This is a genomic window from Porphyromonas endodontalis ATCC 35406 (assembly GCF_000174815.1).
Classification (GTDB): domain Bacteria; phylum Bacteroidota; class Bacteroidia; order Bacteroidales; family Porphyromonadaceae; genus Porphyromonas; species Porphyromonas endodontalis.
In genome coordinates, this window is sequence record NZ_ACNN01000005.1 from 59,103 (window position 1) to 78,643 (window position 19,541).

Genomic DNA, 19,541 nt, shown 5'->3' on the forward strand with positions numbered 1-19,541 from the left:
GGTTAGGCTAGCTGGGTCAATATGGTACGTATCTCCTGCTCAGAGGGGGAGTGTAGGTCGGCAATAATTTTCCCGGGTTTCCCCCCTATGAGTAGAACGTGATCGGCCAGCAGTGCTGCCTCTCTAGGGTTGTGCGTGACCAAAAGGCACGTTGTGGGGAACTCCGCGAGCAGACTGCGAAATAGAGCATAGCTACGCTCTGCCGTTGCCATATCGAGGGCCGAGAAGGGCTCATCGAGGAGCAGAAGATCGGGCTTCATTACAAAGGCTCTTGCCAAGGCAACCCGCTGCCGCTCTCCGCCACTAAGGGTTTGAGGGTAACGCTTTAAGAGGTCGGCTAGTCCCAGCACTTGCACAATTTCCTCAAAAAAATCTGTGTCTACAATGTCGTGCCCAAGGTGAGCCGGTAGTAGGATATTCTCCCGTACTCTCTTCCATGCTAGGAGTCCGTAATTCTGAGGAACAAATGCCAAACGATGGCGCTTGGGGTTGGGGGCCTCTCCAAAAATCTGTACAACTCCTTGGGTTGGGGGCATTAGTCCTGCGAAAACACGCATCAGGGAAGACTTACCGCTCCCCGAAGAGCCTGCCAAAGCACAGATCTCCCCCCGAGGGATGCTGAGGTTTATATCCTCTACAGCCAAGGCACTATTGGCACCATGGCCGTAGGAGAGGGAGAGGTGTTGGGCGATGAGAGCCTCCATACCGTCGTAGGTGTTGGGTGTTATGGAAGGAGCTGTTGGGTGGAGTAGCCCTCGTCCACAAGTTTTTTACTCTTGAGCCATCGGTTCATCTCTTCTAGCTCTTGAGGGGTGGGGGTCGCTACGGGAGTGAAGTCGGGTAGCTCCATGACTAGCGCCGCCGTCTCGGAGATGCCAAGCTCGCTGATGAGTACCTTTACCCACTCTTCTCTAGGGTGTTGTTGCATGTATTGCACCCCGAGGTTGTATCCTTGATGCAGTAAGTTTACCGCCTCTTTGCGTTCGCTAGCCTCGCGTGTGAGGGCAATCCCCGTAAGGTTAATACCCAGTTCTTTTGTGGAAATAAGGGAGGTGAGCCCGCTCTCTAGCGCCATGGTGGCAAAAGGCTCGGGCAAAACGGCCGCGTCTACCTCTCCGTTGCGGAGCATCTCTAGGCGGAGGGGGATTTTTACGATCTCTACTTTCTCCACCTCTTCCGGTGCAATCCCAGCCTGATCTAGCAGTTTGTCGGTTGTGTACTCAATCACCGTGTTGCTACTAAGCGCCAGCTTCTTGCCTTTGAGGTCTTGCAAAGAGGAGATCGATTTGCCCTGCCCAACGATGAGGCGAAAGGCTCCATCGCACTTCATGTCTAGCACAATGGGCAGTTGGGCGGCATTGAGGAGAGCGGCAGAGGTGTAGTCTGTAACGGCACCGTCTAGTACCCCACCTTGTAGCGCAGCGTCGCGCTCTACGGGAGAGAAAAAGTGCTCAAGCCGGAGATCCAGCCCCAGAGAGTCGTATATGCCTTTGTCTAGCGCCACCGCAAAGGGTAGGTAATCGACCGAGGCCATTACGCCGAGGGAGAATTGTTGTCGGTCGGGATTCTCATCTTTTTCCTTGGATGTTTTCTTGCCACAACCGGGGAGTAGGGAAAGAATAAGTAGTGCAAGAGTTGCACAGCAAGAGGAGAGTTTGAGTCGCTTCATTGTAGGGTGTTTTATTTGTTTGTGGTGAGATTATTTTTCTGTGCATAGCGGCACCAAGAGGTAATGCCGCAAGAAGAGCATTTGGGCGAGCGAGCCAAGCAGACATACCGGCCGTGTAAGATGAGCCAATGGTGCGCCTTGGGGATGAGCTCGGGAGGGATATAACGCACGAGGGTTAGCTCTGTATCAAGGGGCGTTTTGGCACGGGTGGTTAGTCCTATACGCTCCGAGACCCTGAATACATGGGTGTCAACGGCCATCGTTGGCTGGTTGTAGAGAACGGCAAGGATCACGTTGGCAGTTTTGCGTCCCACCCCGGGGAGGGTCATTAGCTCCTCACGAGTGGCGGGGATGGAGCCTCCAAATGTTTGCACCACTCTCTGTGCCATTTTGCTTAGGTGCTCTGCTTTGCTGTTGGGGTAGCTGATGCTTTTGATAAGAGCGAGTATCTCCTCTTGGCTCGCTTGCGCCATCGCCTCTACTGTGGGTAGCGCGGCAAAGAGAGCCGGGGTGACTATATTAACTCGCTTATCGGTGCATTGTGCAGAGAGCATTACAGCCACCAGCAGTTCGTAAGGCGACCGGTAGTGCAGCTCCGTCTCCGCCACAGGCATGTTTTCTCCGAACCACGCCAGTATCCCTTCAAAACGCTCTTTCTTGGTCATATCTCTTCCTTCATCCGTTGTACCATCTGGCGTACTGCCACAGGGTAGTATAGGTGCTCTAAGTGATGAATGCGCTCGGCAAGCGAGTCGGGGGTGTCTACCGAAGGGTAGACGGGGCAGGTCGCTTGGCATAGCGTACTCCCATGGTCGTATTCAGCATCCACGTAATGAATAGTAATGCCCGAGACCACTTCTCCTGCTGCCAGTACGGCCTCGTGCACGAAGTGCCCATACATTCCTTTTCCCCCAAAGCGAGGTAAGAGGGCCGGGTGTATGTTGATAATGCGTGAGGGATAGTGCTCTACAATATTTTGAGGGATGCGAGAGAGGAAGCCTGCTAGCACAATGGCATCGATTTTCTCATCTTGCAATAGTTGCAATACGGCGGTGCCTTCGCGGAAGTCGGCACGACTAAAAACATGAGTAGCCACTCCCAATCTTTTGGCTCTTTGGAGCACTCCGGCTTGTGCATTGTCCGTAATAATTAGGGGGTATTGGAGCAGTTCGGAGGGTTGTTGTAGGATCAGATTTTCTGCATTCGAGCCATTACCGCTAGCGAGTATTGCTATTCGTATCATTCTTTTTTAGTCAAAAATCCGCACAAACTGTATTGTGTTGTGCAGAAACATTGTATATTTGCCCTCGCAAAGAGGATCGAGTTCCTAGGTAGTAATACCTATCTTTGCTGCAAAGATAGTGCGAAACGCGCGATTTTTGCACCCAAAATAAATAGTATAAACCCTCTAATAGAGTAAGGCAATGAACGAAATTGAAGCAAAAGTAATCGAACTCATCGTAGACAAACTTGGTGTAGATGCTAGTGAAGTAACCCGTGAGGCAAGTTTCGCCAACGACCTTGGTGCAGACTCTCTCGATACTGTAGAACTCATGATGGGCTTCGAAAAGGAATTCGATATGACGATCCCCGACGAAGAAGCTCAGACTATCAAGACTGTAGGCGACGCTATCAACTACATCGAAAGTCACAAGGCTTAATCTCGCCATGGAGTTTAAGAGAGTTGTTGTCACGGGTCTTGGAGCACTTACCCCGGTGGGTAATAGTGTGTCTGAGACGTGGGAAAGTCTCCTCCAGGGGAAGAGCGGTGCCGGTCCTATCACCCTCTTCGATGCGTCCCACTTTAAGACGCAGTTTGCCTGCGAAGTGAAGGGATTTAATCCCAACGATCACTTCGATCGCAAAGAAGCTCGCCGCTACGACCGCTACACACAGTTCGCTTTGGTTACTGCCAAAGAGGCTCTCGAAGATTCTGGTCTCGACCTCGAGAAGACAGATCTTGAGCGTGTAGGGGTAATCATCTCAGCCGGTATCGGAGGTCTCGAGACCTTTGAGCAGGAGGTGATGGACTATAGCCCCGAGAAGGGACCGCGCTTCAATCCGTTTTTCATCCCCAAGATGATCTCGGATATTGCTGCGGGGCTTGTTTCTATTCAATACGGCTTTAATGGTCCCAACTACTCGGTAGCTTCGGCTTGTGCCTCGTCTACCAATGCTATCATCGATGCCGCTATCATGATTCGTCTTGGTAAGGCAGATGTAATGGTAGCCGGGGGTAGCGAAGCGGCTGTTACCATTGCCGGTATTGGTGGATTCAATGCTATGAATGCCCTCTCTACGCGCAATGATAGCCCTGAGACAGCGAGCCGTCCCTTTAGTAAGAGCCGCGATGGCTTTGTACTAGGGGAGGGGAGTAGTATCTTAATCCTCGAAGAGCTAGAGCACGCTTTGGCTCGTGGAGCTAAGATCTATGCAGAGTTTGGAGGCTTTGGTCTCTCTGCGGATGCGCATCACCTCACAGCGAGCCACCCCGAGGGGCTTGGCGCAAAGCTCGTGATGCAGCGCACGCTAGAGGATGCAAACCTCAAGCCCGGTGATGTAGATTACATCAACGTGCACGGAACGAGCACGCCCGTAGGAGACATTAGCGAAGTGAAGGCCATCACGGCTGTTTTTGGTGATGAAGCTAAAAAGCTCAACATCAGTTCTACAAAGTCGATGACGGGTCACCTCTTAGGTGCTACGGGAGCTCTCGAAGCCCTTGTGGCTGTGAAGTCGGTTTGTGAGGATGTGGTTCCTCCCACGATTAACCATCAGCCGGATGATGAGGACCCGGAATTCCCTGCACTCAACTACACATTCGACAAGCCTTGCCACCGCACTGTACGTGCTGCCATGTCTAATACATTTGGCTTTGGTGGTCACAATGCTTGCGTTCTTTTCAAGAAATACGTTGGTAAATAACTTCAGATTTCTTTTAAGGAGAAGCGCGCAATGTCGTAATTATCACTATTAAAGAGGGATACTCAGAGAGTGGCTTTAACCGCTTTGTTAGTGGGTTAGGTTCCTTTGGGTATCCCTCTTGTTTTGTGATTTCCTATCTACTTTTAGCATCAACCACACTCTCTACATTAGCCAACTAACAAGGGATACGTAGCCGAATTTTACTGTCTACACATGTTTTTCTCTGCCCTTCTCTCACGATTCCTCCCCGCACTTACAAAGAAGAAAAAGAGGCTTGAGCCGGACTGGAAGACGCTGGAGCAGATCCTAGGGTTTGCCATCCGCGACAAAGAGTACTACCGTTTGGCTCTCATAGACCCCTCTACTACGGCTTCGGGTAATGGCGGTAAGCGAGCTGCCGGACGGAGTAAAATGACATCTAACGACAATAACGATCGACTAGAATTTCTAGGAGATAGTATTATTGGCGCAGTGGTTTCCGAGACACTCTATCGCACCTATCCCAATAGCCCTGTGGGGGCTTTGTCGGAGCAAAAAGCCAAGATTGTCTCTCGCAAAATAGGGGATACCATTGCCAAACGTATGGGCATAGATGGATTGATACAGCACTCGAGTGAAAATTTCCTAGCGAAGGATGCTCCGGGAAATGCCCTTGAGGCGATTGTGGGCGCCATATATTTAGATCGAGGATTCGACTTCGCCCATCAGTTTGTCAATCACAAAATGCTCGGGATTTATCGAGAAATCCGTGAGACGCAGCCCGATCTCGGAACCAATTTCAAGAATAAACTTATCGAGTGGGGTCTCAAGCACAAGTGTACGGTAGAGTTCTGTCTTATCGCACATGCTCCGGGGCCACGCGGTTATTTTGTCTCACAAGTATTCATAGACAACCAGCCTATGGGGCATAGCAAAGGCTCCACCAAAAAGGGATCGGAGCAAGGAGCTGCCAAGCTCGCTCTAGAGGCGATTGAGTCCGATAAGGACTTCCTTGAGTCTTTGCAGCATAATGGCTTAAAGCAGGAGGAGGTACTACAAAATGTCGATGCAGGCTCTTGTTGCTTGCAAAACGCGATTTCCTCCCGAGACGCCATGCCTATATCCAAATAGAAAGCAAATTAATCTCTCTATGCACCTACTTCAGGAGAAATTAGCACACTACACTGCCCCTCAGGAGGCACAAGCCAAGGGTATCTACCCTTATTTCCGAAAAATTGAGTCCGAGCAAGATACAGAGGTGATTATTGATGGCCGTCGTGTACTCATGTTTGGCTCTAATGCCTATCTGGGCTTGACCAACCACCCCAAACTCAAAGAAGCTGCTATTGCTGCAACAGAGAAGTATGGAACGGGGTGTGCCGGCAGTCGTTTCCTTAATGGGACGCTCGACTCTCACCTTGAGTTGGAGCAGCGATTGGCTCAGTTTGTGGGCAAAGATGATGCCATTATCTTCTCTACGGGTTTCCAAGTTAATCTCGGGGTTATATCTTGTCTTCTAGGTAGAGAAGACTATATAATTTGGGATGAATTGGATCATGCTTCCATTATCGAAGGGATCCGTCTCTCCTTTGCCAAGTCGTTTAAATTCCGCCATAATGATATGGCTTCGCTCGAGCGTCGCCTAGCTCAGTGTGCCCCCAACAAGGTGAAACTTATCATTGTGGATGGTGTGTTTTCTATGGAAGGGGATGTATGTAACCTCCCTGAGATTGTAAAACTTGCAGAGCGCTACAATGCCACCGTAATGGTGGACGAGGCACATGGCTTTGGGGTACTGGGGCAAAATGGTCGTGGAGTGTGCAACCACTACGGACTCACCGATAAGGTAGATCTTATCATGGGTACATTCAGCAAGTCGTTCGCCTCCTTGGGAGGGTTCATTGCCGGAGACAAAATCCTGATTAACTACCTTCGCCACCATGCTCGTAGCTATATCTTTAGTGCAAGTTGCACGCCTGCCTCTACCGCAGCAGCCGGAGCGGCTCTAGATATTATGCTGAGCGAACCCGAGCGTTTGGATCATCTCTGGGAGCTTACGAGGTATGCCCTTGAGCGTTTCCGCGCCCTAGGATTTGAGATTGGCAATACTTCTACCCCCATTATTCCGCTGTTCATTCGCAACAACGAAGCTACATTCTGCATTACACGCGATGTTTTTGAAGAAGGCGTGTTCGTAAATCCCGTAGTTTCTCCGGCAGTAGCGCCTGAGGATACCCTTATCCGTTTCAGCCTTATGGCTACGCATACTAAGGAGCAACTGGACTTTGCGATAGACAAACTCCATAAGGTCTTTGTAAAAAATGGGGTATTACCTCACTGATATTCCGGCTAATTTCGTTTGATTTTCTGCCCTAAAATGGGGGCGAAAATAGCTGATATTTTTCTTGGTTTAGCCTAGAAATCAAAAAGATTTAGCGCACGAGTTATTTGTTGATAGCTCGGGCGCTTTTTTCTTCTGCGCTTTTCCCGTTCTCTAAGTCGGCCTCTCGAAAGAGAGAGGAGAGCCTTCCTTTTTACTCGAATGGCTCGTCGTTGGAGTCGTGGTGTACGCTACCTTGGGATAAGCGATAGGCGTTGAAGGCTTTGAGTAGCCCCTCCACCTCGTTTAGAGAGATGCGCAGTTGCTCTATTACCTTGCGCTTGTTTTCCTCTTTATTGGGGTTTTGGAGGTAATGTTTTACGCCATCGCTGGTAAACTTTCTCTCGCGGATGAGGAAATGAATCAGCCGTAACGTCTCTATGTTTTGCGGCGTGTAGCGTCGGTGGCCGCCCCGGCTCCTTTCGATGGAGAGCCCAAAGGTATCTTCCCAATAGTAGAGGGTGTGCACGTCCTCCCCTATAAGTTCGCAAACTTCGTGGGGGGAGTAGAATAGCTTCTCGGGTGTTATTTTCTTCTTTAGGGGCATAGGGGTTGTAGTTTTTCTCGTAGATATTGCCCTGTAATAGACTGAGGCGAAGCTGCCACCTCCTCTGGAGTGCCGCAAGCCATGAGTAATCCTCCTTTGGCTCCTCCCTCCGGGCCGAGGTCTACAATGTAGTCGGCACACTTGATAATCTCCAGATTATGCTCAATGATGAGTACCGAATGCCCCTTCTCTATAAGGGCTTGCAGGGAGTGGAGTAGGCGAGAAATGTCGTGAAAGTGTAGCCCTGTAGTGGGTTCGTCGAAGATGAACAGTGTGGGGTCTACCGTGCGTTGTGCCAGGTAGTAGGCGAGCTTTAGACGCTGGTTTTCTCCCCCCGATAGCGTAGAGCAACTCTGCCCCATTTGCACATATCCTAGGCCTACCTCTTCGAGTACTTTGAGGCGAGAGACAATAGCTTTGGTGTACTCTTCTTCGGGGTATTGTTGGAAGAAAGCGACGGCTTCGGATATGCTCATCGTAAGGAGATCACTGATGTTGACCCCATGGTATTCCACCTCTAAAATCTCACGTTTGAAGCGCTTGCCTCCACAGGTATCGCAGGTGAGGATGAGGTCTGCCATAAACTGCATTTCCACCGCAATAGTCCCCTCTCCTTTGCACTCCTCACAGCGGCCTCCATTCTTGTTGTTGAAGCTAAAGAAGGAGGGCTTGTAGCCCATCTGGCGAGAGAGCGGTAGACGACTATACAGCTCACGGATCGAATCAAAAGCTCCGATAAAGGTAGCAGGGTTACTTCGCGCATTGCGCCCTGCCATATTCTGATCTACGTATTCTACGGCTTTTAATCTCTTGAGATCGCCTGAGAGAGAACCTGGCTCGTGTGTATCGAAGTAGAGCCGGAGATCTTCGTAGAGTACGTCGCGTACTAGGGTACTCTTGCCCGAGCCACTAATGCCGGTTACCACGGCCAAGACCCCGAGAGGGAGGTCGAGGGTTAGGTTTTGCAGATTGTTTTTCTGAGCGTTGTGTATGGTGATATGGTGTTTGTAGGCGCGACGTGTTGTGGGGATGGGGATAGAAAGCCGTCCGGATAAATACCCAGCAGTGTACCCCGGGGTCTCTTTTGTTATGGTTTTTGGGGAGCCTACATAGATCACTTCTCCCCCATGAATGCCTGCATCGGGTCCGATGTCTACGAGCGTATCTGCTGCACAAATCATCTTCTCGTCATGCTCCACCACCACAATGGTATTGCCGGCATCGCGCAGACGCTCTACCACCCCGATGAGTCGCTCCGTATCGCGCTCGTGTAGTCCTATGCTAGGCTCGTCGAGTACGTACATAGCTCCGTAGAGGTTGCTCCCTAGCCGGGTAGAGAGGGTGATACGTTGGCTTTCTCCTCCCGAGAGTGTATTGGAGAGACGATCTAAGGTGAGGTACTCTACCCCCACGTCGCAGAGTACTTGTAGTCGGCTTCGTATCTCGTAAAGAAGTCGCTCCGCGGCTTTGGCTTGAGCTTCGGGTAGTGTGATCCCCTCGAAGAAGTTACGGGCATCTAGGATAGAGAGTTGGGTAATTTGGTCAATTGTTTTTCCCTCAAATTGCACATATAATGCCTCGGGGCGCAGTCGCCTCCCTCCGCACGAAGGGCAGATGGCTTTCCCCCTAAAGTGGGCAAGCCGCACCCTGTTTTGCACTTTGTACCGCTCCTTCTCCAGCATCTTGAAGTAGCTGTTAATACCCACATATTCTTGGTATTGCTCGTGGTAGAATCCCCGCCAAACCTGCCGCTGTTGCTCCTCACTAAGGTCTTTATAAGGCGTGTGGATGGGGAAGTCTTCCTTACTGGCAAGAGCCATAAACTCCTTTTTCCAGAGGGAGGATTGGGGCCCGATCCAGCAGGCAACGGCGTCTTCGTAGATCGAGAGTGAGGGATTGGGGATAATCAAGTTGGGCGATAAGCCGAGGATTTTTCCGTACCCTTCGCATTCGGGGCAGGCTCCTGTGGCATTGTTAAAGTCGAAGAGATCGGGGCTAGGCTCAGCAAAGGTGATTCCGTCTGCTTCTAGTCGGTTGCTAAAGTCTAGTTTGATGGGGTTCTCCCCCTCTCCTATGATGCTGCAAGCCCCATGCCCCTCATAAAAGGCAATTTCTACCGAGTCGGCAAGTCGGGTCTCGAAGGCTCCATCGGCATGTCGCACCGACATTCGATCCACTACGAGGTAGAGAGCCTCTTCTTCTTCACTAGGAGAAAAATCTCCCAGGCGCACCACTCCCCTTTTTTCGCTCCAAACTCGGCTGAATCCGGAGCTTTGATAGATCTGGAGTCGGCTCGCAAGAGCCTCGCCGCGCTCCTCTAGAGGAGCCACTATGTAGATGCGAGCTCCCTCGGGGAGGGTGCCCACCGCTTTTACTACATCGTGGGGAGTATGTTTTTTGACCTCGGTGCCGGAGATGGGAGAAATGGTCTTACCAAAGCGCGCAAAAAGCATCTTTAGATAGTCGTAGATCTCCGTGCTTGTTCCCACGGTACTACGTGGATTGCGGCTGATTACGCGCTGCTGTATAGCCACGGCTGGCGGTATGTAGCGGATAAAGTCGCAGTCGGGCTTGGGCATTCTGTCTAGGAATTGACGTGCATAGCTCGATAGACTCTCTACGTATCTTCGCTGCCCTTCGGCGTAGAGTGTATCAAAAGCAAGAGAGCTTTTCCCCGAGCCACTAACCCCCGATACAACGGTGAGTTTCCCTCTGGGTATGGAGAGATCAATGTCCTTTAGGTTGTTTACACGATTCCCACGGATCTCTATATAGCCTTGGTCGTGCTTGATTGTTTCGTTCATAGAGGGAGAGGTTAGTGACGGTGCAGGCAGGCCAATACAATAGCAGTAGCGGCAGCTACGTTGAGGCTTTCTACCTGTTTGCCGTCCGGAGAAGAGGAGGGGATAGTAAGACGTTGGGTTACATATTGAGCGACTGTGGGGGAGATGCCTTGCCCTTCGTTGCCCATGATTAAAAGATAAGGGGAGGAGAAAAGGGGCGTGCTGTGGTGTGCGAGAATATCTTCGCCCTCTAAGAATGTCCCCAAAATAGCAACTCCATCCCTATGGGCTTGCCCTAGGGTATGGACGTCAGTTATCGGCGTTACCTTGACCCGTGCCAAGGCGCCCATCGTTGCCTGTACCACCTTAGGCGAAAAGGGGTCTGCTGTGCCCTCTGTGGTAAATACAGATCGGCAACCAAACCAATCGGCCGTGCGTAGGATGGATCCTACATTGCCAGGGTCTTGTACGTTATCAAGCAAAAGACTGGGAGCGGTAATGGTAGAAGCCGAGGGGGGGGTTGGGAGCTCTAGCAAGGCAATCATGGGGCGCGGAGTACGCAGTGTGCTGAGGGAACTAAAGTCGTATTCTTCCGGCAATAGCACCACATGTTGGATCTGACCCAAGCCCTCCACAAGGGGAAGGAATGAGGCGGTAGTAACCAGCAATCGGCAAGGGAAGGTAGCAAGGAGTTCTCCTATAAGTTTGGGCCCCTCTGCCACAAAAAGCCCCTCCGCACGGCGTACTTTGGTCTGCTGGAGGGCTACAATAAGTTTTTTCTCACGCTGCGAGAGTGTGTTGCTAGAGGTCGTGAACATATTCTATCTCCTTAAAGGCGAAGTGTTTGAGCCCATCTTCTACCATCATCACAAGGAGCCCATTAGGTTGAACATCGCGTATTATTCCCATAAACTCCCGTCCGTCTTGGGTATTGCGGAAGGTGGCTTTTTCGTCGCGTTTGTAGAGTCTCTCGAGGTAATCAAGGTGATACATATTGAGCGTGGGGGCGAGCGTGGCAATCTCCCCTAGGCGTTGCTCCATCGATTGGTAGAGGAGGGAGCGTACGAGAGAGAGGTCTAGCTCTTTCCCAACTATCTGATAAAGGGATATAGGGTTGGGGAGGTCGGAAGGGAATGTACGCTCATTGACATTAAGCCCTACCCCTACAATGCTATAATTGATGCGCATTTCCGAAAACGAATGTCCTACCAATATGCCTGCAAGTTTGCGCTCTCCGTAGTAAATATCATTGGGCCACTTGATGCGTAATAGCTCTGGAGAGGGTACGAGAGGGGCTACAGCCTCCCAAACGGCGAGTGCTGTAAGCTCCGAGACTGCCCAAGCCATGGGGGCATAGAAGTGAGGAAAGCGAACGAGAAAGGAGGGTAAAAGATTTTTCCCCTCCGAGGAGTACCATGAGTTCCCCTGCTGACCGCGCCCTGCCGATTGGTAGGGCACCTCTAGCACATAGGCGTTCGGGTCTTGAGGGTGTTGTGCAGCCCAATCGTAGAGGTAGGTGTAGGTGCTCTCTACGGGTGAGGTGGGGGATAGTACGCTAAAGCTGAGGGTGGGCATAATCTGCGAGGGAATCCGGTAGGGTAAGTGTGCAACGAAGTCGCTTGGGTAGCCCTTGTACTACAAGATAGTAGCTGTGTAGGAGCATCTTTTCTACTCGCTCCCAAGAGAGCGTCCCCCCTAAAATAACACTATTCCAATGCTTCTTATTCATGTGAAATGCAGGCTCTACCTCCTCAAATCGGAGCCGCCACTCTTCGGCGAGATCGGGGTCGCACTTGACCATCATTTGGGGATCTTTCTCTAGGGGAATAAGGGCAAACATCTTTCCACTTACCTTAAAAACGAGCGTTGTTTCGTCAAAAGGGAAACATTCTTCCACGCCCGGAAGAGATAAACATAGCTCCTGTATTTGGATAATATCTGCCATCTTGCTAATTTTGCTACCTGTGTGGAGTTTAGGAACTCTACACTCACAAAGATAATGGAAAAACTACTTTTCGCTACGAATAATACGCACAAGCTCGCAGAGGTGCGCCAAATCTTGCAAGAGCGATGTACTCTAATCAGTCTGGCAGAGGCGGGAGTGCAAAGCAATCCTGTGGAAGATGCTCCTACCCTTGAGGGAAATGCCCTTATAAAGGTGCGCGATGCTCATCGCCTTTCTCAGCTCCCTACGATTGCCGATGATACGGGGCTCGAAGTCAATTGCCTGGGAGGAGCTCCCGGAGTTCACTCGGCGCGATATGCCGGAGAGGCGCACAACGATGCTGCCAATCGGCAGAAGTTGGTGGAGGATCTTCGCTCTTTCTCTCCTCCTTACAAAGCTCGTTTTCGTACCGTGGTTGCCTATATTGATGCCGCCGGTGCCGAGCATCTTTTTGAGGGATGCGTGGAGGGGACGATCATACTAGAAGAGCGCGGAGAGGCGGGCTTCGGGTACGATGCTCTTTTTGTGCCGGAAGGGGAGGAAAGAACCTTTGCCCAAATGACGGAGCATGAGAAGAATGCCATGAGCCACCGAGCGCGCGCCATAACCGCCTTTAGTCAATACCTCAAACAATATCCCCTATGAAGCCATTACTTCGCCTTGCCCTAGCTTTGGGCGTTTGGGTTGTGTCGCTACTCCCCCTTGCCGCTCAGGAGGCTCTTTGGCAGCCGATCCTTGCCATGAATCACTATGAGCAAATAGAGGATACCCCGACCCATGTTTACCTTGTTGCCAATGGCAGTCTTTTTGGTATTGAGAAGAAACGCCCCGACCGCGTACACCTCTACAGTCATGCGGATGGACTAACAGATAATCGTATCTCTACCATCTACTACGAAGCTTCGGCGCAGCGACTATTCATATACTACCTATCCGGTAAAATGGATGTGCTCTCGCCCCAAGGGGTTGTGAGCAATACGGCCTTGTACGACAACTACCGTTTGGCAGACAAAAAGCTCCACCGCCTCATCGGCGCCGAGGACAAAGTGTATCTTGCCGGAGGCTTCGGCATCTCTCGAGTGACGCTGGAGCGCGCCCACATAGAGGCTACCTACTTTTTGGGTACTGAGGTGCGAGATGTTGCTCAGCTAGGGAGCGTGCTTTACGCTCTACGCCCCGATGGCTCGCTATTCCGAGGAGATGAGACGCGTAATTTACAAGACCCCTCTGAGTGGAAGCGCGTAGACCTCCCCCACAATGCGACTCAATTACTACAGATTGCAACCTATCAGGGGGATTTGCTTCTGTTGCACAAAGACGGTTCTCTCTACCGCCTCCCAAAAGGAGAAGGGGTTGCCACTCTTTTCTATTCGGGGATTGAGAATCTTCTTAGGGATCACAAAACGACGTTGGCACAGGGAGCGAATCAATTCATTCTTCTTGATGAAAAACAGGAGCCGCGCGCTCTTTCGCCTTTGGCTAGCCTCACCGACTTTGCCACGGCAGGCCTCCCCACGGAGCTTTGGCTTGCAGCTTCGAACAGAATAGAGCGCCTCACACTCTCAGGGGCTGATGCGAGTGGCGAAGAGTGGAAGCCTCAATACGATAGCCCTTGGGATAATAATTATTTTTACACTGTGCTATCCGGAGGCCGATTTTACGCCGTCTCCGGAGGGAGAGGAGGCGACCGTAACCGCATCCCGGGGTGTATAAAGATACAAGACCGAGTACATCCTTGGATCAAGATTACAGAGGAGGAGATACAGGGGCGTGTAAAACCTCAGTACTACGACGTGGTTTCCTTAGCCGTAGACCCTCGCGATCCTAAGCATTTTTTTGCCAGCACTTGGGGCGAAGGTCTGCTGGAGTTTCGTAATGATGAGCTGGTACAGCAATATTCGTTGGAGAATAGTCCCCTCTCAAGTGCCCTCCCCAATAAACCCTACAGCAATACTTTTGTACGAGTGGGGAGCCTGTCTTTCGACTCGAAAGGGGGGCTTTGGATGTTCCAAGGCTCTGTTCCCGAAAATATTGTCTACCTCGATGCTAAGGGAAATTGGCATAAGTTCCTAGAAATGAGTGTGCGTGATGCCAATGCTTTTGGCCCCTCCCTCGTACTCCCCGGGGATATTGTTTGGTGTACAATCGTGCATGGCGATAGAACGGGTGTGGTAATCGTAGATATAAACGGCACCCCCGATAATACAGCCGATGATGTGATTCGTAGTATTTCTCAGTTTGTCGATCGCTCGGGAAAGAGTATTGCCACGCGCACTTTTTACTGCATGGCTCTTGATAGAGAGGGTGTCCTTTGGTTGGGTTCGGATAAGGGTCCCATCATTGTAAACGCCCCCACTCGTGTGCATAAAGCCGCCTCTCCTGTGGCTTCTCGTCCCGTAGGAGGGGTAGAGCCTAACCTATACTACGTTCTTGATAACGTCCGTATCAATGCCCTTGCTGTAGACAGACTTAACAACAAATGGGTGGGAACGGCAAGCGACGGTCTCTATTTGCTCAGTAGTGATGGTACCAAAATATTGGCTCACTATCGCGCTGAAGATACTCCTCTCCTAAGCAACAATATAAATACCCTCTCGCTTGACAATGCTACGGGGTTGCTCTATATTGGCACTTCCGAAGGGCTGATTACTTTGCAAACAGGCAACTTCGATACGACTGAAGAGTCCTTGAGCTCTATCCATGTGTACCCCAACCCTCTGCGTCCCGAAGACCCGGACTTGGTCACCATCACAGGGCTCAATACCGGTATGGAGTTGCGCGTTACCAATGCTCAGGGAGGCTTAGTACATAGTGCCGTTGCCACGGGGAACGAGTATCCGCTCACCGTGCGCGCCTCGAGTGGAGAACGCTATGCCCCGGGCATTTACTCCGTACTCATCAGTGACCCTAAGAGCCGAAAAGCTCGCGTTGTGCGCTTTGCTGTCTTGTAAACAAACAATCCAAATAGAAATAATAGAACAATGAAAAAAAATCTACTCACCTCGCTATCGCTGGCGTTAGCTATCACGCTTTCTCTGCCGGTTGCAGCTCAAGTGGGCAAGGGTGGTCTTACCGAGCAAGATCTCTCTACTATCCGCTCAGGGTTTGATCAAAGCCCTGCCAATCGTGCTCTCCTCAATGCAATCCAAGCCAATGGAATGGTGCTTACCAGTGCCGCTCCCAAGGACTATCCTACAGGGGAATTCTCTAACCGAGTAGCGAGCCGAGGCATCGCCGACCAAAAGCAGAGCGGACGTTGCTGGCTCTTTACCGGTCTGAATGTGCTCCGTGCCGAGCTAATGCAAAAGAATAATGCAGGCGAGTTCTTCTTCTCGCATAACTATTCTTTCTTTTGGGATCAGCTGGAGAAATCCAATCTTTTCCTCCAAGGGATTATCGATACGCGTAAGAAACCCATCGACGATCGTACGGTAGCTTGGCTCTTCCGCAACCCTATTGGTGACGGAGGTCAGTTCACGGGCGTTTCGGACAACCTTACTAAGTATGGTGTGGTGCCGAGCGAAGTTATGCCCGAGACAACCAACAGCAATAATACAAGCCGTCTCTCTTCTCTTATCGCTAAGGTATTGCGCCAAGGGGGGATTCGCCTTCGTCAGGCTGCAGAAAAAGGGGCCAGTGAAAAGCAACTAGAACAGCAAAAACTAACCGTTCTCAAGAGCGTGTATCGTCTCTTGGTACTCAATTTGGGAGAGCCTCCTACGAAGTTTACCTACACGCTCCGCGATGCTCAAGGCAAGGCTATCAGTACAAAAGAGTACACCCCTAAGAGCTTCTATCAAGAGTTTATAGGGCGTGATCTCCGCAACGAGTACGTGATGATTATGAACGACCCCTCGCGTCCTTACTACAAAACCTACCAGATTGAGTACGACCGCCACATGTACGATGGTAAGAACTGGACGTACGTAAATGTTCCCATCGAAGAGCTAAAGACAATGGCCATTGCCTCTATAAAGGATAGCACAATGCTCTATTATTCTTGCGACGTGGGCAAGGAACTCGATAGCAAGCGTGGGGTACTAAGCTTGGGTTATAATGACTACGAAGCTATCCTAGGTTACCCCATTGATATGAACAAAAAGGAGCGTATTGAGACCGGCGATAGTGGTTCGACCCACGCCATGACCCTCGTTGCTGTGGATCTGAATGCAGCGGGTAAACCTACCAAATGGATGGTGGAAAATAGTTGGGGAGCTGCCTCGGGACACCAAGGTCACCTCATCATGACCGACGAGTGGTTTGATGCCTATACTTTCCGTATCGTAGTGGATAAGAAATACCTTACAGATAAAGTGCGCGCTGTGATGAACGACAAGCCTACCATGCTTCCCCCCTGGGATCCTATGTTCCGTGCCGAAGAGTAATACTTCGCTCTAAGCTCTAAGCAATCGAATGCTGCTATCTTTCTCTTTGGGTAGAAAGGTGGCAGCATTTTTCTTTTGCCCCGAGAGGGATTCCCTTTCTGCCTAGAAAAGGACAGAAAACTAGCCAGAATCGCCTCACTATATTGCCTGATTTTTGAAGAAATCTAGCCCAAGAAATGTTTTCTTTTAGGCCTGTGTGCAAAAAAATATAGGCTGTCGTTTCTCTTTTGTTCTGAGTGTGGGGAGATTCGATTTCTTCTCAATGTTTTTTTATCGTACAGAATTACATTATTAAGGTGATTCTCTGTACATTTGTAATGGTCTTGTGGGTACATTGTGTTGTAGCCCAAGCACAAACAAATAATCACAAGCATAAAAAAGAAAGTATGACTCCGACAAATCCCATATTCGATAGCCTAGACAAAGGCAAATTGCAGCGCATGCTCCAAATTCGTAGCGAGTACAGCGATGGTTTAATCCCTCTAGAAGAGGCTAGGAAACGTATGCTCCAAGATGTGGGGCGTATCACTCCTGAAGAGTTTGCCGCCGCTGAGCAACTGGTAAAGGGAGAGGAAGATCCCGATGAATGCCGCACGGAGGATGTGCACGAGATACTGCAAATCTTTGAGGGTCTTATTGAGCAACCCAAACTCTCACTCCCCTTTGGGCATCCCCTTGATGCCTATTTGCGAGAAGCAGAGAAGATGAAAGCCTTGCTCCAAGAGGGCGAAAAATTGCTGCAAGGAGCGTTTGCTCCAGAGCCCTGGATGGCTTTGATGCAAGAGATCATGCCCTATAAAGTGCATTTTAGTCGTAAACAAAATCAACTCTACTCCGTACTCGAGAGAAAGGGTTTTACTCGCCCCTCTACTACGATGTGGACATACGATGACTATGTGCGCGATGAGATGAATAAGGCAATGGATCTATTGCAGTTGGGCAATTATGCCGCTTTCCCTGAGGCCTTCCGCACCATGGCAACCGATATGCTCGACCTGATCAGCAAAGAGGAGCTGATACTCTATCCCACCTCGCTCAAATTAATTTCTGAATCAGAGTTTGAGGCGATGAAGCATGGGGACTACGAGATCGGATTTTTTGGTATCGAAATGCCCGAATACACGCCTTCTCGCACTCAGGCTCCTAAGGGCGACTTTATGGGAGAGCTTGCCGATTTGCTTGCACGCTATGGACTTGGCTCCAAGGGGCAGTCGTCAGACGAGGTCCTGCATGTGGCTGAGGGGCGATTGACTTTGGAGCAGATTAACCTTCTATTCCGCCATCTCCCCGTAGATCTTTCTTATGTGGATGAGAACGAACTAGTCAAGTTCTATACCGATACACCCCATAGAGTATTCCCTCGTAGTAGGGAGGTGATTGGTAGAGAGGTAAGCAAATGCCACCCGCCAAAGAGCGTCCATATTGTGGAGGAAATCATAGAGAAGTTTAGACGAGGCGAGCAAAGTAAGGCGGAGTTTTGGATCAATAAACCCGCTCTCTTTATCTATATCGTTTATGTGGCTGTGCGTGATGCCGAAGGGCACTTCCGAGGCGTTTTGGAGATGATGCAAGACTGTACTCATATCCGTAGCTTAGAGGGCTCCCGCACCTTGCTTACTTGGGACGAAGAGCAACAGGAGCCAGAGGCTTCGGAGGAAGAGAGCGGCAGCTCGGTACTATCTCCCGATACTAAGTTAAAAGACCTGCTCAAACGTTATCCCCAATTGAAGGAGGATTTGTCTTCGATCAACCCCAAGTTTGCGATGTTGCAGACACCTATTGCCAAGGTGATGTTGCCTATGGCTACCCTCAAAACAATGAGTGAACGCGCTGATATGCCTCTCAATGAATTGATGAGCCGATTGGCTGCGCTTATCTCCTCGTATGGAGGGAATTAACTTCTGAGAAGGGGTATCTAGCCAAAAAATCCTACCTTTGTAGGCGAAAGAGACGAAGGTATTTAGATTTGTAATATATGAAACCGACCCTTCTTGTAATGGCTGCCGGCATGGGAAGCCGGTATGGAGGCCTTAAGCAATTAGACGGCGTAGGACCCAATGGCGAGACCATTATGGATTATTCTATCTATGATGCACTGCACGCCGGGTTTGGCAAGGTTGTATTTGTAATTCGCCGGGATTTTGAAGAAGAATTCCGTTCGAAGGTGTTATCTAAATATGAGCACGCCATTCCTACGGAGGTCGTTTTTCAAGAGATTGATAAGCTCCCTCATCCCTTTGTTTGCCCGGAAGGGCGTGTAAAACCTTGGGGTACAAATCATGCTGTATTGATGGCTGCTGAGGCTATTCATGAGCCTTTTTGTGTGATCAATGCCGACGATTTTTATGGCAGGGAGGCTTTTGCCGTGATGGCAGAGGCTCTACAAACTATTGACCCTTCTACTAAGGGAGACTACTGTATGGTAGCCTATCACTTGGGGAATACGCTTAGTGAGGGGGGGACGGTCTCACGTGGCGTTTGCTCGGTAGACTCGGAGGGGTGTTTGCAAAAGGTAGAGGAGCAGACTGCTCTTGCTCGAGACCCTAAGGATCCCTCTCGCTGTCTTGATGGAAAGTCCGGGCTAGCCTTCCCATTGTCTACCCCCGTTTCGATGAACTTTTGGGGCTTCACGCCCGATTATTTCGACTACTCCCAAAAGGCTTTTGTACGCTTTCTAGAGGAGCATATTGCCGAGCCCAAGAGTGAGTTCTACATCCCCCTAATGGTAGATACCCTTATAAAAAGCGGAGAGGCAAAGGTGCGTCTTCTCTCGAGTACGGCGCAGTGGTTTGGTGTAACATACCAAGAAGATCGTAAAAACGTGGTAGCCCGTCTTGCCTCATTGGCTGCCGATGGTACGTATCCATCTCCGCTTTTCTAAAGCTATTCCTTTCTTTTTGCCCAAAAAACTTATTCATTATAAAACCT

18 protein-coding genes are annotated in these 19,541 nt (G+C 50.4%); 9 read left to right on the plus strand and 9 right to left on the minus strand.

Translation table 11 applies throughout. From position 1 onward, the window contains the following. Positions 1 to 2: 2 nt before the first annotated feature. Genes POREN0001_RS00370 through purN form a run of 4 tightly spaced genes read right to left on the minus strand, consistent with a single transcriptional unit; the run spans position 3 to position 2,912 of the window. Entirely contained in the window at positions 3 to 704 is a 702-nt protein-coding gene (locus tag POREN0001_RS00370) for an ABC transporter ATP-binding protein (protein ID WP_004331987.1), read from the minus strand. 20 nt (positions 705 to 724) lie between these two features. Further along, positions 725 to 1,669, minus strand: coding sequence for an ABC transporter substrate-binding protein (locus POREN0001_RS00375; protein WP_004332258.1), 945 nt, complete (start codon positions 1,667 to 1,669; stop codon positions 725 to 727). Between the two features lie 11 nt (positions 1,670 to 1,680). Beyond that, the gene (gene nth / locus POREN0001_RS00380; RefSeq protein ID WP_004332133.1) at positions 1,681 to 2,334 is read right to left on the minus strand and encodes an endonuclease III; all 654 of its coding nucleotides are present in this window, start codon (positions 2,332 to 2,334) and stop codon (positions 1,681 to 1,683) included. Further along, a complete protein-coding gene (gene purN, locus POREN0001_RS00385) occupies positions 2,331 to 2,912 on the minus strand; it encodes a phosphoribosylglycinamide formyltransferase (RefSeq protein WP_004332100.1) in 582 nt (193 codons plus the stop codon). The genes nth and purN overlap by 4 nt, the downstream gene beginning before the upstream one ends. A gap of 181 nt (positions 2,913 to 3,093) precedes the next feature. Here purN and POREN0001_RS00390 point away from each other — a divergent pair, with 181 nt between their 5' ends. The 4 genes from POREN0001_RS00390 to spt all read left to right on the plus strand — a co-directional run bounded on the left by POREN0001_RS00390 (position 3,094) and on the right by spt (position 6,914). Continuing rightward, on the plus strand, positions 3,094 to 3,330 hold the full coding sequence (locus tag POREN0001_RS00390) for an acyl carrier protein (RefSeq protein ID WP_004332124.1): 237 nt from the start codon (positions 3,094 to 3,096) through the stop codon (positions 3,328 to 3,330). Positions 3,331 to 3,337: 7 nt separating this feature from the next. Next, positions 3,338 to 4,594 (plus strand): beta-ketoacyl-ACP synthase II, encoded by a 1,257-nt coding sequence (fabF, locus tag POREN0001_RS00395; protein WP_004332178.1) that lies wholly within the window; start codon positions 3,338 to 3,340, stop codon positions 4,592 to 4,594. Between the two features lie 213 nt (positions 4,595 to 4,807). After that, a complete protein-coding gene (locus POREN0001_RS00400; RefSeq protein WP_004332123.1) occupies positions 4,808 to 5,704 on the plus strand; it encodes a ribonuclease III family protein in 897 nt (298 codons plus the stop codon). 19 nt (positions 5,705 to 5,723) lie between these two features. Beyond that, positions 5,724 to 6,914, plus strand: a complete 1,191-nt coding sequence (gene spt, locus POREN0001_RS00405; protein WP_004332021.1) for a serine palmitoyltransferase — start codon at positions 5,724 to 5,726, stop codon at positions 6,912 to 6,914. 193 nt (positions 6,915 to 7,107) lie between these two features. On the opposite strand, the gene POREN0001_RS08915 is transcribed toward spt, so the two are convergent. Genes POREN0001_RS08915 through POREN0001_RS00430 form a run of 5 tightly spaced genes read right to left on the minus strand, consistent with a single transcriptional unit; the run spans position 7,108 to position 12,228 of the window. Further along, positions 7,108 to 7,500 (minus strand): helix-turn-helix domain-containing protein, encoded by a 393-nt coding sequence (locus POREN0001_RS08915; RefSeq protein ID WP_004332154.1) that lies wholly within the window; start codon positions 7,498 to 7,500, stop codon positions 7,108 to 7,110. Then, positions 7,491 to 10,304 carry an excinuclease ABC subunit UvrA gene (gene uvrA, locus POREN0001_RS00415; protein ID WP_004332079.1) on the minus strand — a complete coding sequence of 938 codons (2,814 nt, stop codon included), beginning with the start codon at positions 10,302 to 10,304 and terminating at the stop codon, positions 7,491 to 7,493. The genes POREN0001_RS08915 and uvrA overlap by 10 nt, the downstream gene beginning before the upstream one ends. Positions 10,305 to 10,315: 11 nt before the next feature. After that, positions 10,316 to 11,101, minus strand: coding sequence for a TrmH family RNA methyltransferase (locus tag POREN0001_RS00420; RefSeq protein ID WP_004332213.1), 786 nt, complete (start codon positions 11,099 to 11,101; stop codon positions 10,316 to 10,318). Continuing rightward, entirely contained in the window at positions 11,085 to 11,858 is a 774-nt protein-coding gene (locus tag POREN0001_RS00425) for a biotin--[acetyl-CoA-carboxylase] ligase (protein ID WP_004332071.1), read from the minus strand. Before POREN0001_RS00425 ends, POREN0001_RS00420 begins: the two co-directional genes overlap by 17 nt. Beyond that, positions 11,839 to 12,228 carry an MmcQ/YjbR family DNA-binding protein gene (locus POREN0001_RS00430; RefSeq protein ID WP_004332003.1) on the minus strand — a complete coding sequence of 130 codons (390 nt, stop codon included), beginning with the start codon at positions 12,226 to 12,228 and terminating at the stop codon, positions 11,839 to 11,841. The genes POREN0001_RS00425 and POREN0001_RS00430 overlap by 20 nt, the downstream gene beginning before the upstream one ends. Before the next feature lie 54 nt (positions 12,229 to 12,282). Here POREN0001_RS00430 and rdgB point away from each other — a divergent pair, with 54 nt between their 5' ends. From rdgB to POREN0001_RS00455, 5 genes are all read left to right on the plus strand, one after another. Then, positions 12,283 to 12,873, plus strand: a complete 591-nt coding sequence (rdgB, locus tag POREN0001_RS00435; protein ID WP_004332206.1) for an RdgB/HAM1 family non-canonical purine NTP pyrophosphatase — start codon at positions 12,283 to 12,285, stop codon at positions 12,871 to 12,873. Continuing rightward, entirely contained in the window at positions 12,870 to 15,179 is a 2,310-nt protein-coding gene (gene porZ, locus POREN0001_RS00440) for a type IX secretion system anionic LPS delivery protein PorZ (protein WP_004332129.1), read from the plus strand. Before rdgB ends, porZ begins: the two co-directional genes overlap by 4 nt. A 30-nt stretch (positions 15,180 to 15,209) precedes the next feature. Further along, positions 15,210 to 16,613, plus strand: coding sequence for a C1 family peptidase (locus POREN0001_RS00445; RefSeq protein WP_004332057.1), 1,404 nt, complete (start codon positions 15,210 to 15,212; stop codon positions 16,611 to 16,613). Positions 16,614 to 16,999: 386 nt separating this feature from the next. Then, positions 17,000 to 18,511: a PAS domain-containing protein gene (locus POREN0001_RS00450; protein WP_040579872.1), complete on the plus strand. Its 1,512-nt coding sequence runs from the start codon at positions 17,000 to 17,002 to the stop codon at positions 18,509 to 18,511. A gap of 77 nt (positions 18,512 to 18,588) precedes the next feature. Next, a complete protein-coding gene (locus POREN0001_RS00455; RefSeq protein WP_004332218.1) occupies positions 18,589 to 19,494 on the plus strand; it encodes a nucleotidyltransferase family protein in 906 nt (301 codons plus the stop codon). The last annotated feature ends 47 nt before the right edge of the window (positions 19,495 to 19,541 follow it).